This is a genomic window from Puia sp. (genome assembly GCF_036500295.1).
Classification (GTDB): Bacteria; Bacteroidota; Bacteroidia; order Chitinophagales; family Chitinophagaceae; genus Puia.
In genome coordinates, this window is sequence record NZ_DASYCH010000117.1 from 12,738 (window position 1) to 28,778 (window position 16,041).

Annotated in this window: 9 protein-coding genes and 1 tRNA gene; 4 read left to right on the forward strand and 6 right to left on the reverse strand. The window is 52.8% G+C overall.

Annotated features, from left to right (window positions below):
• Position 1: 1 nt before the first annotated feature.
• Genes VGM48_RS21610 through VGM48_RS21620 form a run of 3 tightly spaced genes read left to right on the forward strand, consistent with a single transcriptional unit; the run spans position 2 to position 3,082 of the window.
• Positions 2–1,147 carry a glycosyltransferase gene (locus VGM48_RS21610; protein ID WP_331582522.1) on the forward strand — a complete coding sequence of 382 codons (1,146 nt, stop codon included), beginning with the start codon at positions 2–4 and terminating at the stop codon, positions 1,145–1,147.
• On the forward strand, positions 1,140–2,078 hold the full coding sequence (locus VGM48_RS21615; RefSeq protein ID WP_331582523.1) for a glycosyltransferase family 2 protein: 939 nt from the start codon (positions 1,140–1,142) through the stop codon (positions 2,076–2,078). The genes VGM48_RS21610 and VGM48_RS21615 overlap by 8 nt, the downstream gene beginning before the upstream one ends.
• Entirely contained in the window at positions 2,075–3,082 is a 1,008-nt protein-coding gene (locus VGM48_RS21620; protein WP_331582524.1) for a UbiA family prenyltransferase, read from the forward strand. Before VGM48_RS21615 ends, VGM48_RS21620 begins: the two co-directional genes overlap by 4 nt.
• On the opposite strand, the gene VGM48_RS21625 is transcribed toward VGM48_RS21620, so the two are convergent.
• A complete protein-coding gene (locus tag VGM48_RS21625; RefSeq protein WP_331582525.1) occupies positions 3,079–3,846 on the reverse strand; it encodes a hypothetical protein in 768 nt (255 codons plus the stop codon). The genes VGM48_RS21620 and VGM48_RS21625 overlap by 4 nt on opposite strands.
• Before the next feature lie 45 nt (positions 3,847–3,891).
• Here VGM48_RS21625 and VGM48_RS21630 point away from each other — a divergent pair.
• Positions 3,892–3,962: transfer RNA gene (locus VGM48_RS21630), tRNA-Gln, on the forward strand.
• A 321-nt stretch (positions 3,963–4,283) separates the two neighbouring features.
• On the opposite strand, the gene VGM48_RS21635 is transcribed toward VGM48_RS21630, so the two are convergent.
• The 5 genes from VGM48_RS21635 to VGM48_RS21655 all read right to left on the reverse strand — a co-directional run bounded on the left by VGM48_RS21635 (position 4,284) and on the right by VGM48_RS21655 (position 15,797).
• On the reverse strand, positions 4,284–5,747 hold the full coding sequence (locus VGM48_RS21635) for a Fic family protein (RefSeq protein ID WP_331582526.1): 1,464 nt from the start codon (positions 5,745–5,747) through the stop codon (positions 4,284–4,286).
• A gap of 237 nt (positions 5,748–5,984) precedes the next feature.
• A complete protein-coding gene (locus VGM48_RS21640) occupies positions 5,985–8,918 on the reverse strand; it encodes a sensor histidine kinase (RefSeq protein ID WP_331582527.1) in 2,934 nt (977 codons plus the stop codon).
• Positions 8,919–8,928: 10 nt separating this feature from the next.
• Positions 8,929–9,675, reverse strand: a complete 747-nt coding sequence (locus tag VGM48_RS21645; protein WP_331582528.1) for a LytTR family DNA-binding domain-containing protein — start codon at positions 9,673–9,675, stop codon at positions 8,929–8,931.
• A gap of 63 nt (positions 9,676–9,738) precedes the next feature.
• Positions 9,739–12,471, reverse strand: a complete 2,733-nt coding sequence (locus tag VGM48_RS21650) for a PKD domain-containing protein (RefSeq protein ID WP_331582529.1) — start codon at positions 12,469–12,471, stop codon at positions 9,739–9,741.
• A gap of 26 nt (positions 12,472–12,497) precedes the next feature.
• Positions 12,498–15,797 carry a T9SS type A sorting domain-containing protein gene (locus VGM48_RS21655; RefSeq protein WP_331582530.1) on the reverse strand — a complete coding sequence of 1,100 codons (3,300 nt, stop codon included), beginning with the start codon at positions 15,795–15,797 and terminating at the stop codon, positions 12,498–12,500.
• Positions 15,798–16,041: the final 244 nt, after the last annotated feature.

Below are 16,041 nucleotides of genomic sequence, written 5' to 3' on the forward strand. Positions count from 1 at the left end.
TATGCCAACGATCGCGATCATATCAACCTGTATCGAGGAATGGGGCGGCAGCGAAGAGCTATGGGCAAGAAGTATACCCATCCTGCAGGCCTCCGGTATGACCGTAACGGTATACAAAGACCGCATCAACCGGACCCATCCGCGCTGGTCGGCGCTTGCGGCAGGGGGGGTGGAGTTGCAGGAATTGCAGACGCAGAAATGGATGTTCCTGGCCCGGAAGGCGTTGCTCCGGATGCGAAAACGTCATTGGTATGAAAGCAGCGAACTGCGTAGGCAATTTATGAGGCGGCTGCGGGTTCATCGGCCCGCACTGGTGGTCATCGCACAGGGCATCAATTTTGATGGATTGAATTTTGCACAGGATTGTATCGCCGTGGGTGCGCCCTATGTCATTATCGCTCAGAAGGCTGTAGATTTTTTCTGGCCGCAGCCGAATCAGCGGCCCGGAATGGTCAGGGCGTTAACGCAGGCACGAAAATGTTTCTTTGTTTCCCGGCATAACCGGGAGCTGACCGAAGAGCAGTTTGGCGTCCGGCTAAACAACACCCAGCTGATCTTCAACCCTGTCGACCGCGGCAGTGGACCTGTTGCCTATCCGGCGGGCACATCGGTATACCGGCTTGCCTGTATCGGGCGATTGTTCGTACTCGACAAGGGTCAGGATATCCTGATCCGGCTGCTGGCCCGCCCCAAGTGGCGGGAGCGACCGGTGGAGTTGACCTTTATCGGGTCGGGCGTCGACCGGGAAGGATTGGAGGGGATGGCCCGGATGTATGGGCTGACGAATATCCATTTTGCGGGTCAGCGCAGTGATATGCGGGAATGCTGGCGGGAATTTCATGCACTGGCCCTGCCCTCCCGCAGCGAAGGTCTGCCGTTGGTCGTGCTGGAGGCAATGGCGGCCGGCCGGGTGGTGATCACGACGACGGCGGGCGGAAGCCGGGAGGTGCTCACCGATGGGGTCACCGGGTTCATCGGAGATACCGGCACCGAATCCTTTGACGAGGCGCTGGAGCGGGCCTGGCAGCGGAGAGCGGAATGGGAAGCCATCGGATTAGCCGCCTGCAACGACCTGCCCAACCGCTTACCCGACAGTCCCGCCGAGGCCGGGTTTGCAAAGACCCTAATTTCGATCGTACATGAGTGATACCCACGATAAACACCTGGTCAGCGTGATCATCCCTACCTATAACCGGGCGGCGCTGATCGGCAGGGCGATAGAAAGCGCGATGGGTCAGACCTATCCCCATAAACAGATCATCGTCGTCGATGACGGCTCCGTCGATAATACCGCTGCCGTCGTCAGAGCGTATCCCGGGGTGCAATATGTCTACCGGCCCAATGGCGGGCAGGCGGCCGCAAGGTCAACCGGCCTGACTGTCGCGACCGGTGGATTTATCGCTTCGCTCGACAGCGACGATGTCTGGGAGCCGGGATTTCTTGCCACCGGCATCCAGGCGATGAACGAGCTGCAACTGGACTTTGTGTTTGTCAACTGGTATCAGCAGATGCCCAACGGCCGCCTGGCGGATTACTTTGCAGAGTTTAAATATCTACGCTCCTATTGGACCACCCGGAACGAATCCCCGATGTTATTCACCTATCCTGAGCTGCGCCGGCTTTACCTGGAGTGCTGTCCCTCTCCTTCGTCATCCGTTCTCATCCGGCGAAGCTCTTTTGTAGGCGCATGGAACGACCGGGTGCATGTGGCCGACGACTGGTGCCTGATGCTGGATATTGTGCTCTCAAAGAAGGCGCGTGGCGCGATGATCCGCGAAAAATTATGGCATAAAAGTGTCAATGACGACAATATATATGATGGGCGCGATCAATATGACGTGTTGAGAATGTTGTATATCGAAGATACGCGGGAGATGTTGCGGCGATATGCCGGCCAATTGACCAAAGAAGAAGTAGGCATCTTGCAGGATCGGTGTATCGATCATTCGTTCCAGTTATTGAAGGTGAGTTTTATGATAAAGGCGCATTATGCGGGGAGTCTTGGGAAATTGACCCAGGCGTTTTGGTTAAACCCGGTACTGTTCGTAAAAACAGGTTGGAAGAAGCTTTTGAAATGAAGGCTATTAAAACGATACGCGCGTCCGAATGGTGGGGGTATAAAGTCGCTCCGCTGCTGGCGATAGGGTATGCCACCGCGATGAAGTCGGGCAAGAGCCTTGCGGAATCGAGTCCTTACCTCCTTTATATCATGCTGGCCATGGTGCTTGGCGCCGCGTATGTGAGTGTGATCAACGATATCACCGACATGGAAGAAGACCTGGCCATCGGGAAGAAGAATCGCATGGCGGGTGTCGCGCCTTCGCGGCGGTGGATCTTTCCTGCGGTGGCCCTCGTGGCCGGAGCCGCCTATATCGCCACTTTCTATCCGCACGTGCTGATCATGGCGCTGGCCGCAATGCCGTGGATCGCCTTTAGCTGTTATTCCATCCCACCCATCCGGCTGAAGAAACGGGGTATCGCCGGCGTCCTGGCGGATGCCTCGGGTGCACATATCTTCACCAGCCTGTTCATCGTGGCGAGTATGAGTCACTATACCGGTCAGCCGATCGACTGGATCTGGTTTTTCGCGGTGGGGCTGTGGGCGCTTTGCTATGGGCTACGGGGCATTCTCTGGCATATGTTCTTCGATCGCGAGAACGATATTGCCTCCGGTACACCCACCTACGCAACAAAGGTGGATCCCCAGAGTTTTCGGGGACGCGAATGGATGATCCTTGTCGTCGAGATGATCGCCCTGGGGGCCATGCTTTGGCGCATCGGCAAGCCCTTGCCGGTCATCTTTCTGGTGTTCTATCTATTATTCGCGATGGCCAGCTGGCGGAAGCTGGGTTTCCGGATGGTTATCATTCTTATGCCGCCGGGATACCCCTATCCCTATCTCATCTTCCTGGCAGACTTCTACCAGGTGTTCTTACCCATCGCCTTGTTGTTGCGCGCGGCATTGGTCTTCCGCTATGATTGGATCGTGCTGATCGTGCATGGGGTGCTTTTCTCTTATGGCATCTACCGGTTGCTGCGGTCTTCCCTGCGTCTCGCTAAGGCGTCGGAAATTGTATCCTAGAGCAGATAGCCGACGAGTTCGAGGTTGGCGACGGTGGCGCCGTCACGCATATCCTGATATTTGAGGCGGAGAAAGATGCGCCCGGACGTTTGCGCGGCCGGGGCCTGCGGCGATGAGGGGCCGGGGGGCGTCAGTCCCATGTTGATCTCGACGACGCGGGCGGTGACGCGGCTGGAAGCGATCGTGCTGGCGGCATCGGCTTTCTCGAGCCGCCAGGTATAGCCCTGCCATTCGCCATAGGGGCTGGTGGGAGGGGTTGTGGTGTGCCCGATGAGCGGGATCGTATCCCCGCCGAAGACGACAAGATCTTTCTGCAGATCGATCTGCAGGTAGTCGAGAAGATGGATATCGCCTTCGGAGTGAAACCGGATATAGCCGGCTTCCCGGACGACGGTGACCTTCTGCGTGTCTACAGGCACGAGTTGGGGGGGCGTACGCTCGAGATTCTGCAGGCGCCGGTATTCGTCTGCGGTGATGCCAAAGCGTTGGTTATAGGGCAGCGGCTGTCCGGCATAGGTAGTGCGATAATCCTGGAACCATTGCCGGTTGGCGACGAGGGCGTTGTTGAAGCGAACGAGGATCGACTGGATATCGGCGGGGATATCGGGCTGCACCTGTTGGTAGAGAAAGACCGGACGACGGAAGATGGAGTCGGCAAAGCGCGTGGCGGAGTCTGCGGGTGTAATGGGGTACGACCGGGGTTGGCCGGCAGCCGCCAGGGTGGATCCGGCTATAAGTACAAGTGCTAAAAATTGCTTTACCATATTTTGGCAAAATAAGGTGAAAAAACCCTAATTTTGCCCTCCCATTGCCCAATAGTATAATGGTAGTACAGCAGATTCTGGATCTGCTCGTCTTGGTTCGAATCCAGGTTGGGCAACAAATGGCCCCTCGCCCCGTGAGGGGTTTTGTTTTTCCCGGTAGCGGGGAGAGCCTTGCTCTCCATAGCGGACGGGGAAACAAAACCGTACCGACGAAGGAGGTACGGGAGCCATTTGGGTAATGCAGTGCAGGGTGGATCAGCGGAGGCCCCGACGACGGGAGGCGCCGGAGATAATCCAGGTTGGCAACTTTAATAAGTCGCCGTGATTCACTACTTATTGATTATAAACATCATAGGAATATATCGACTCATCGGCTCCGCTTCAATATTTCACCCGCTTGGGATTTTCTTTTCATTAAGATTCTATCGGCACTATCTTCAGCTTTGCTTTTCCGGCTCTTTAAAGGCATTGCTTGCTGCAAGGTGTTTTTCCATGGCTTCCATATCGTCGCCGACGATCGTGTCGCTGAATTCATGTGCGCGCCCCATCATACGAATGTAGGCTGCGGGATCCCCCTGTCGGGTCAGCTTTCGTAAAGCCAATACATAGTCCTCCCGGTAGACGGTCGGGATGATAATCTTCGTTTGCTGCTGTTTGACGAGCTCTGCATTCATCATGACCCGGGCGACCCGGCCATTTCCGTCCAGAAAAGGGTGGACCTCACTGACCAGGAACATGATGTAGATTGCTCTCGCAAAGGGATGACTCAGTGCCTGGTAGAAGTCGAACCCTTTTATCAGCGTTCCTTTGACCAGCAACTGGTTGACAAAATGGGTCTCACCGGCCCGGTTGTTCTTATCTTTAAATTGCCCGGGGTTTTTGGATGTCCTGGCGCTCAGTAACACTTTGTGCCGGTACAGTAGGATGTTCAGCAGCTCTTCGGAAGTGCCGGGAATGACGCTCATCTCCTGCCGGTTGCAGACTAGCTTGTATGTACCCAGAATATCATGCGAATCCTCATCCCGTGCGGGCATTGGCGTATCAGTTTCGATGATCCGTTTGGCATCCTCCAATTCAAATTCGGTTCCTTCAATATAGTTGGAAAAATAGGCTTCAAAAAAGGCGAAGTTGCGGAATGCTTTTATGCTGGTGTTTTTTTCCGGGAGGTCTTTAAACTCCTGCTGCTTCAGCTCTCTGAATAGATTCTCAAAAATCGATAGCCGGGCGGGATCGTACGGGTTTCCGAAGGCCCGGGCCACCGCCAAGGGCGAGGATAAAATCTTCGATGGTTTGGTTGTAAGCAAGGCGCTGATGAGTTTATTGAGCTTATCAAACTCCTTTTCCATGGCTAATTTTTGGGCAATTTCCCTAGCTCTGTCTCGAACTTCATTCAACCCCGGTTCTCCCTTTACCCGGACTACATTTTCCAACCGGTCTTCGATCTCCGGTAAGGTAAGGATTTTAGATTCCGGTCTCGGCTGACGGCTTACCTCCATGTTTTCCAGCAACGCTCTTTCCATCTGTGAAACGAACAGTTCACCGGAGAGCGGATTATCCCCTTCTATCGGCCCTGGGCCTTGCACGAATCGAAGGACAACACCAGGCAGGCTTATTTTTTTAGTGTAGGTGTATGTCACGAAGAGATGACCCGCGGCCGTCGGCTTAAATTCCAGTGCCGACCGATGGCTAAGTACGGCGCCAGGGTATAACTTGCCCAGTATCGTGAACAGATTCCGCCGGATGATCGTTTCAGGGGATTCCTCAAAATTGGGTGTATATACACGGGGAGCGATCTTGCGAAGCTTGTCGTCCTTTTCCAGCTGTGCGATCTGGCGGCTGTAGCTGGGGTCACTAGAAGAAAAGACCACCTCCTGGAGGTGTATGGGTAAAATTTTTTCCATTATATAAGGCTAATATCCAAAATTAGCAAATATTTTCCATTATAAGTCGGATTTATGAAAATGTTTTCCAATAAACCGGCGCAAGGATTTTCCAGTAAGATCGAAGAACAACTCATTTTTATCAATTTCTTCCACTATAAGCAAGAAACATACAAATAATTTCCAGTAGACAGGCTAATCTGGTATCTTTTTGGCAGGAGCAACAAGCGAGCCTCAGCTTTGCTTAGTTCTGTCGCATCAGGAATACAGCGCCTGTTCACAGAACAAAGGCAGCCGGAGGGTGACGCGGGTTCCGACGGGACAGCCCTGGTCATCGAGCAGATCGATTATAGTTTGGCTGGCGGCGCCTCCATATAGTTTATTTAGCATCGCAATGCGATCCCCGGTCAGCGACATACCTTTCGGAGAGTCGCCCTGGATCCGGATGATCCTTCTTTGCGCCGCTTCGGGTCTGCCAATGCCATTGTCCTCCACCGTCACGACCAGCTGTCCATCCGCTTTTTCGATGGCCACCCGTAGAAAGCCGACCCCGTGGGTCGCATCTCCGAGACCATGGATCAGTGCGTTCTCGACATGGGGCTGGACCAGCATCGGCGGAATGAGAACGGCGCTGCGGTCAATGGCAGGATCTACCTCGATGGAATACCCGATCATCTCCTTGAACCGCATTTTCTCCAGGGAAAGATAGGACGACAGGTAGTCGATCTCTTCGCCGATGGAGACAAGGCTTTTGGAAGAATTGATGAGCGTCATCCGGATCAGTCTGGCCAACCCCGCAATGTATTTATTACTGGCCTCTATCTCGCCGTTGAAAATGAATTTCTGGATAGAGCTAAGGCAATTAAAAATAAAATGCGGATTCATCTGCGACTTGAGCGCCGTGACCTCCAAATCTCCCATCCGCTGCGTCAACTCTTCTTTCTCCCGCTGCCGGCGCCGAATAAGCCGTGCCCGCTGTGACAGGAACAGCCATAAAATGAAGATCGAAAAAAGCCAGGCCCCCGCAATGAACCATGTCTTTTTCCAAAACTGCGTGGCGACGGTAATGGGCAGCTTCACCACGCGGCTTTTCTTGCCGAATTTATTTACGGCATATAGCTGCCATTCGTAGTTTCCGGAGGGGAGATCTGGATATTCCAGGTAATTGTCCCGCGTCTGCCGCCATTTGTCGTCAATGCCCAGCATGCGATACCGATAAACGATATCCCCTGCGCTGCGGTAGGAGACCCCGGCAAATTCAAACCGTACCCGTTTGTCCGTATAGGGCAACTCGAGCCGGGCTGTATCGGCGATCCTGTCCCGATCGAAATTCATCAACGATAGCAGGAACAGCCGGCAGCTATCCGGTTTGGCGGCCTGGTTCTCATCGAAGTAGCAGAGTCCCGCCGGCGTACCGACATACACCCGGGAACCATCGATAAAAACGGTATTTATCAGATCGGACGCGAGTCCGTCCCTCAACGTGTACTGGGTCACGGGGTATCCCGGCTTGCCGAGCTCGACCTTGTTCAATCCCTTGTCCGTCCCCACCCAGAGGACGTTGCTATGTATCAGGAGGCACCGGCAAACATTGCTGGTCAACCCTTGGCGTTGGGTGAGGGCAGCCACTTGCCGACCATCTTTGAAACCGATGACGCCTTCATCATCGGCCGAGGCGATCCAGAGAATGCCGTCGGGGGACTCTGCGATGGCGGCCATTCTTTTCCGCAAGAATGACATCTTCTCCCCCAGGAAGATGGGCGGGCCATCTTTCACCCATCGGTAAAGCCCGTTCAGCCCGCCGATATAAAGCGTATCCTTTTGGCCATAGGCTATGGTAGCCCTTTCCCGGAATAGGGTGTCAATAACGCGAAGATTCGAAAGGTCGACAATGACGCTGGCCAAATGCGATGCGATAAGCAGCTTTCGATCGCTGATCCGCCACGCCGCCTTGACGGTGGCGGGAAGCAGCCGTAAAAGGCGGCCGTCGGGGGTACGGGCAAATAATCCGTTATCGCCCCCAACCAGGACGACGCCATTCGCGGTCGTATCGATGTAGTGGATGCGGCGCTGCATCAGCTGCGGAATGGCCTCCCGGCTGATCAGCTTCCAATCCGGTAAAGAGTACCGGAAAACATAATTTCGGTCATTCCCCACCCATAGCTCGTTCCCGATGCGCCTGACCGATGAGACACCCGCCATCTCGCCGAATGGCACACCGGGGTTGATGATGGCGACGGCGTTTGAATTCAGCTTGAAGATGCCTTCTCCCAGGGTAGTGAACCAGAGATCACCCGAGGCGTCCCGGAATACCCGGGATACGGCCTTGCCGGGCAGATAATGTTTTGTTTTGCCGGTGTGGAGATTGTATTCGAAGCTTCCCGACAGTTCATTCGTAAAGACAAGGCTGTCATCGAAAATGGCCGCAGTGACGATGCCGATGTGCTTTAGCGGAAACGAACGGGTGGCGACGGTGCCCTGGGCAAACATCCGGATCTCATAGCCCCCCGACCATACCTTCGATACCATGCCGGCGGGATTCATCGCGACATAAGGAACATAGGATGTATTGTATCCTAATGGCGGGCCCGGCATGCATCGGAGCAGGCGCTTGCCAGAGAATTCCAAGATCTTGCCGTTCGTTGCCACCAGGAAGTTGCCGGATGAGCCGGCACTGACGGCCAGGCAATCCCTGATGTGCCTGCCATCCAGCGAATCGATGTCAGTCAGTGAACCATCCGCGTTCACCTGGTGCAGGGCATCCGTTTCCTGTACCAGGATGTTTCCCGCCGCGTCCTCGGCGAAGCCTTTGACAAATCCCTGTAAGTGGATTCGGGCGAGGAGCGGATCATTATGTTCGTTATAGATCTTTCCCTTGTAATAATAACATAGGGTTTTGCGGAACGGCGCCATCCACACCCGCCCCTTCGAGTCGCCAAAGATGATCAGGATCTCCAGATCGGGCAGTCCGTCCCTGGTGGTAAAATTTTGGAAATGCGTGCCGTCGAACCGGCTTGCCCCTGTTTCCGTACCGGTCCAGATAAAACCCTCCTTGTCCTGAGTGATGCAAAGCACCGTGGCATCTGGCAGCCCCTCTGCTGTACCGTAGTGGGTATAGCTATATTCCTGACCGGAACAGCGGCAGGAAAAAATGATCGCGCACAGTACGGCCAATAATAAGTTCCTGATCATAAACGGGGAATCACTTCAACAAGATCTGCAAAAAATCTTCGCGGCGGCGTTGCGCTACTTCGATGGGGGTCCCATCTTCCATTACCAGGTAGCCGCCCCTGCCCTTTTGGTATTTCCGCACCTTGTTGACGTTGATGATATGGGAATAGTGAACGCGGTAGAAGATGGTGGCCGGCAGCAGATCTTCATACTCTTTGATGGAGCGAGTCGTGACGATGGCATCTCCGGAGTCGAGAAAGATCGCCGTACAGCTTCCCTTCGCTTCGAGACGACGGACATTGCTCAGAGAGATGAAGCTGAGACCGTTCATGGTTGGAACGGCCATCTTCTGCTGCGGGTGTTGCAGGGCACTGAGGTTGGACATCAGGGTGTCGAGCTTTTCCGTGAGGCCCTTTTCCTCGGCGCGTTTCGCCGCTCGTTCCACGGCAGCCCGCAGTTCCTCGCCATCCACGGGCTTTAGCAAGTAGTCGATAGCACTGTATTTGAAGGCGCGGAGGGCGTGGTTGTCCCAGGCTGTTACAAAGATCAGTTGCGGGGCCACGGCGCCCAGGTGTTTCAGCAGATCGAACCCACTTTCATTTTTTAAGGAAATATCGAGTAACAGGAGGTCGGGGGTGCACCGCCCGATCAAGTGCAGGGCCGATTCGACGGTACCGGCCTCCCCGACGATCTCGGCCCCAGGGCAATGGGTTTTGAGGAGGTGTCTGAGCACGTCGAGGCAATCCGGCTCATCGTCGACTAATAAGGTTCGCAACATAGGTCAAGGTCGGTTTTACACAAGATACGGAAATATAGAGTAGTGATTGCTATCGCCCCTGGTTTACTGCTTCACTACCTGGTACGTGAACACATTCGTTCCCTGCTGCACGCGCAATGTATATATACCCGCCGGGAAAGAAGAGATATCCATTTCAAGCTGACCGCCGCTCTGAATCCGCTGCTGCAGCACATGTCCGCCGGCGTCCACCAATACGATTCCTGCTTTTCCCAGCGGGGGGGAAGTAAAGTATACCCTTAACTGCCCGTTAGTAGGATTAGGGTACACCAGCGACACCGGGTTCTTCTCTCCATTCCCAAACGATGCCGGGCTCCCTTCCAAATTCCCGCCATTAGTTGCGGAGCCTCCCGTACCTGAGTGCTTTTTGATCTTTATATAGGATAGCATGCCGACCTGCTCACCACTGTTATTTTTCCCGAAGTAGAATGTAAAATTGCCGCTGGCGTCAGGAGACACATTTGTCCATGTTACTTTTGAACTGGTGTTGCCACTGCCGGAGATTGCCAAAGGAGAATTCAGCGTACTTCCCCGTACATTATAACTTCCTACGGCTGATACTGAATATTGTGTTGTGCCGGAAAGTTCTATGTCATAGGTAGTTCCGTCCGTCTTCCAGCCTCCTGAAATAAACTGGGGATTGGTGGTCTGGTAGAGGAGGGAGGAAAGAACCGCTTCCTTCATAACACCACGATTACTCATATCGGGGATCGTCGCATTGGTCACACCATTATTCGCACCAATACAGGCACCTGCGAACTGGCCCCAATTACTGGAACTGGTCGACACGGTAGTGTAGGTAATCGTCGTTCCGGAGATGGTCCCGGAAAGAACGGCCAAACTGGGATCGCCCATTACCCCTTGCCATCCGGAAACCAAAAGGGACGAAGTGATCAGGAACTGAAATCTTGCAGAATCCGGAGTTGTTACCAATGGCGAAACCGTACCCGTTACCGGAATGTTGATCGTTGATACGCCCGTACCGGAAAGTACAAGATTCCCCGAGATCGAACCGGCTGGGGCGGCGGCGGTTGTTCTTATCTTCAGATCCACAGGAGAAACAGACCCAAGGGTTTGCGAGCTTGCGTATGTGGCACCCGAGTCCTTACTGATCTCGGTGTTGGTGGGGGCGCTTGCGTTGATCGTCGTTGCTGAGAAGGTGACGGTGACGGTCTGGGGAGTCCCTGCAGTGCCCGCCGTCCCGTTAAGGCCGGTAATGGACAACGGGGAAGCATATAGAGTATCAACAAGCGTGACCGTCACCTGTACCTGTGCAGTATCCTGGCCTGTGTTGTTATCCGTGGCTAAGATCCGGAACACATAGGTCCCATTTGTAAGCCCGCTGACCGGCGTGGAATTTGCGTTGGGCGAAGATATGGAAGCCGTTGAAGGTCCGGAAAGTTGCGACCACGCGTAAGAGACCCAGGAATAACCCGCCGTGTCAATGCCATTCGCTGCCGGATGAGTTTTTGCGATCAGTAATGCCGGATTCCCCGTCGCCGTCAACGCTGCGGTACTGGTGGATATAGCCTGATTCGTCCCTGCCGAAAGGGTAGGCGGAGTAAAATCGTATAGTTGGAATGTTGTCGGCAGCGGGTGTACCAATGTCGGCGTAAGCACATCCTGGGCATTTGGCGATGTCGCCTCTTCATAGTTTTGCAGTCCATTACCCAGGACAAGCGCTTTATTGCGGCCCCAACTGTAGATACTGTCATTGTTGTCGCTTGCATATTTGTAGAAGCCGAACCAGTTATTTGAATATAAATGCTTCCAGTCCGTTTTGGAAGAGATCTGGACCGGTAAACCTGTCGGGTTCTCATAGTCTGTGAAGGTCCAACCATACCCAGGGTACCCGGGATAATAATATTTATTTACAAACTCCTGCCCGTTGCCGACCTCGCCGGATGAGTTAAAACCCGTTCCCCATAATTTGCCCGTGCTGTCAATGTAATGTATGGTATTGTGATCCACCGAAATTTCCCTGATCGGCACCGTCATATTCCATAGGGCTTTAATGCTTGTCGGCTGCGTAAAGGGTGTAGAGCCTCCGTACATGCTTGTGGCGCCGCCCCAAACATAAGGGTAGCCCATCGTTTGCGAACCTGTCGCGTCGGGGATGATGCAGCCCTGGAAATCCAGGGAAGACATAAATATATCGATGGCCGGCCTCGGAGTTGTCATCTTTGTCGGTGTCCTGCTTCCGCCAGCGGTCCAGACGTAGACATCACCAGCCGTTGTCAGGCCGATGATCCTGACATTTGCCATCAGGACCTTTTTAAATTTCATGCCGGCCGGAGAAAGCTGGCCAGGAGCCATTGTAGTACCGGTCTGCGTATTCAGGTTGCCGCCGGAATAGAACATGCTGAACACGTCTTTCCCGCCATACCATGCGCTCGAATCCGCGCGAATCGTGACAAAGGCATGGCCATAGGCATTCACATACCAATTCCCGCTAAATGCGGCTCCCGTTGTGTCTGTGTCCATTCGGGTCGCGCTATTGGGGTTGATACTGACATTTATCGGTTTTGAGGTCCACACATAGCCGGTTGCATCCAACATCCGGAAATAATTGAACGCTCCCGAGCCGCCGATCGTCTTTAATCCACTGCCGAGCACACATTGCACCGGATGTAAGGAGTTGTTATTGAACGTCCAGATGGTACTGTCCGAACGGATATACCAAGTCCTGTATTCGGCAACAACAATGGAACTAATGGTAGTTTGGCAGAAACCGATCAGCGGCGAACACAAAAAAAAACATAATAATATTTTTTTCATTTTTCAACGTTTAAAGGTTTAAGAGCCTAGCGTTTCACTACCTTATACGTAAACACATTTGCCGCCTGCCGGACACGCAAAATATATACACCTGCCGAGAGAGAAGAGATGTCCATTTCAAGCCGGCTGCCGCTTTGTATGCGCTGCTGCAGCACATGTCCGGCGGCGTCCAGCAACACAATTCCTGCCTTCTCCAGGGCGGACGTAAAATATACCCTCAATTGCCCGGTAGTGGGATTAGGATACAATAGTGACACCGGGTTCTTTACAGAATCCCCAAACGACGCCGGGTTCCCTTCCAAATTCCTGCCGGCAGCCGCGGAGCCTCCGGTTCCTGCATGCTTTTGGATCTTAATATAGGATAGCATGCCGACCTGTCCACTACCGCTACTTTTTCCGACGAAGAATGTAAAGTTTCCGCTGGTGTCGGGAGACGCATTGGTCCACGTTGCTTTTGAACTGGTGTTGCCACTACCGGATATTGACAAAGAAGAATTCAGTGTATTTCCGAGTACACTATACGTTCCCACGGCTGATACGGAATATTGGGTTGTGCCGGAGAGTTCTATATCGTAAGTAGTTCCATCCGTCAGCCAACCTCCTGAAATAAACTGTGGATAGGTGGTTTGATAGAGATTGGCGGTATTGAACGCTTCCTTCATAACCCCACTATTACTTGCATCGGGTATAGTTGCATTGGTCACACCGTTATTCGCACCGATACAAGCACCGAAGAATTGCCCCCAATTATTCGAGCTGGCTGACACGGTAGTGTATGTAATAGTGGTTCCGGATTTGGTCCCGGAAAGAACAGCCAAACTGGGATCTCCGATCACTCCTTGCCATCCGGAAACTAAAAGCGACGGGGTGATCAGGAACTGAAACCTGGCAGAATCCGGAGTCGAAACCGCGGTGGTGTGTTTTTTGATCTTTATATAGGAAAGCATGCCGACCTGTTGACCAGCATTACCTTTTCCAGCGTAGAATATAAAGTTGCCGCTGGTGTCGGGAGACACATTGGTCCATGTTATATTTGAACTGGTGTTGCCACTGCCGGATATTGAAAAAGAAGAACTCAATGTACTTCCCCGCACACTGTAAGTCCCTAAGGCCGACACGGAATACTGGGTTGTGCCGGAAAGTTCTATATCATAGGTGGTTCCATCCGTCAGCCAACCTCCCGAAATAAACTGTGGATAGGTGGTTTGATAGAGATTGGCGGTATTGAACGCTTCCTTCATAACCCCACTATTACTTGCATCGGGTATAGTTGCATTGGTCACACCGTTGCTTGCACCGATACAAGCACCATAGAATTGCCCCCAATTATTCGAGCTGGCTGACACGGTAGTGTATGTAATAGTGGTTCCGGATATGGTCCCGGAAAGAACAGCCAAACTGGGATCTCCGATCACCCCTTGCCATCCGGAAACTAAAAGGGACGGAGTGATCAGGAACTGAAACCTGGCAGAATCCGGAGTTGTAATGTGTTTTTTGATCTTTATATAGGAAAGCATGCCGACCTGTTGACCAGCATTATCTTTTCCAACGTAGAATGTAAAGTTGCCGCTGGTGTCGGGAGACACATTGGTCCATGTTATATTTGAACTGGTGTTGCCACTGCCGGATATTGAAAAAGAAGAACTCAGCGTACTTCCTTTTACATTATAAGTTCCCAACGCCGATACGGGATATTGTGTTGTGCCGGAGAGTTCTATGTCATAGGTGGTTCCATCCGTTTTCCAGCCTCCGGTAATAAATTGCGGATAGGTGGTTTGGTAGAGATTGGCGGTATTGAACGCTTCTTTCATAACCCCACTATTACTTGCATCGGGTATGGTCGCATTGGTTACACCGTTGCTCGCACCAATACAGGCACCGTTGAACTGCCCCCAATTATTGGAGCTGGTCGACACGGTGGAGTAGGTAACATTAGTTCCGGATATAGTCCCGGAAAGGACAGCCAAACTCGGATCTCCGATCACCCCTTGCCATCCGGAAACTAAAAGGGACGGAGTGATCAGGAACTGAAACCTGGCAGAATCCGGAGTCGTTCCCGATCCTGAAACCGTCCCCGTTACCGGGATGGTAATCGATGAAACACCCGTTCCGGAAAGTACCAGGTTTCCAGAGATGGATCCGGCTGCGGCGCCGGCAGTTGTTCTTATCATCAATCCTGCAGGAGAAGAATACGCAAGGCTTTGCGAGCTTGCATATGAGATGCCACCATCGATGCTAATTTCTGTATTTGAGGGAGCGCTTGCGTTGATGGTTGTTCTGGAAAAGGTGACATTCACAGTCTGTGAAGTTCCCGCGGTACCCACTGTCCCGTTGAGACCGATAATAGACAACGGCGAAGCAGCCAGGGAAGGAGTGGTAGACGTATCCCCGTATACCATTGAAGTATCGCCCTGTTTAAGCATCCATGTAAAAATATTACAGGGCGCATGGTAATCACCCATGGTATTTGTTCCAGCCTGTGAAGGTGCGTTATTCGGTCCCAGCGTGCCGACGCAGGTCCAGTTTGTATTGGAAGGGTTCCACATGTCATTCCAGCAGCAATGCATACCGCCGCCCAGATTTTCGTACGAGAAATAAGCGCTTCCAGGCACGGTATCGTTCATAGCGCCGGCCTCGAGCCAGGTATCCCGGAAGTTGTCGGCGCCGCTGCCTTCCAGTGTGAAGTACTTTCCGTTATACTTTTTTGCCCATATCTTGTAACAAGTATCCCCCCGATACCAGGTAGTGTACGGCGCTAGAGGCGGATCGGGTCGACCTTGCAATGCAACTAAGCTGGTGACGACTTTCATGCCGGTCTCGTCATGCGGAGTAGCCTCGTAGGTGATTTCCCCCCCGGCTGTAAATGCCCCCTGCGACAGACCGCCGATATGAACGGAATTTCTTTTTATGTGATAGGCGTTTAGGATCGCCAACAGGATATTATGGAAGTATGGCGCAGTAACGGTGATACCATCGACGTAGGTCAACGTGATAAGGATGGGATAATGTGTCCCGTTGCCGAGCGTTATGCTCCCGCCCCATCCATGGTTGAGCCAATAGTGGGGGCCATATACCTGTAGTGTGCTATAGTCAGTCGTCCCCCATTCACCCTGACCGGGCATGGTCAGTATGACCGGCCTGGACGCGGTATCGGGGCTGGACGGGTTGAACATATTCCTGGGGCGGGAAATACGCATGTTCCAGCGTCCGCCAGGACTCAGATTCCACGTCGTGTCATAGGTTATAAAATCATGGGACTCCGATTGGCAAATACCGATCAGTGGCGAAGAAAAAAAAAGACATACGATTAGGAGATACCTGGTCATGATCGAAGAATTTCAAGGTTAAATAGTTAGCCAGGGGGGATGTGACAAAGCAAGGAAAATTTGCGCCCGGGTGGGAATAAGAAGATACAGACGAGCCAAATAGACGATAGGCGAGTCGATTTAGGAAATTGGCGAGTTAGCGAAATTTTGTATAATTTAAATGAACAGGCTGAATAAGAAAACCTAAAGAAGGAATTAGACAAATGGCAAAATGCAGTTATTAGACGTTAATTCAAAATATTGC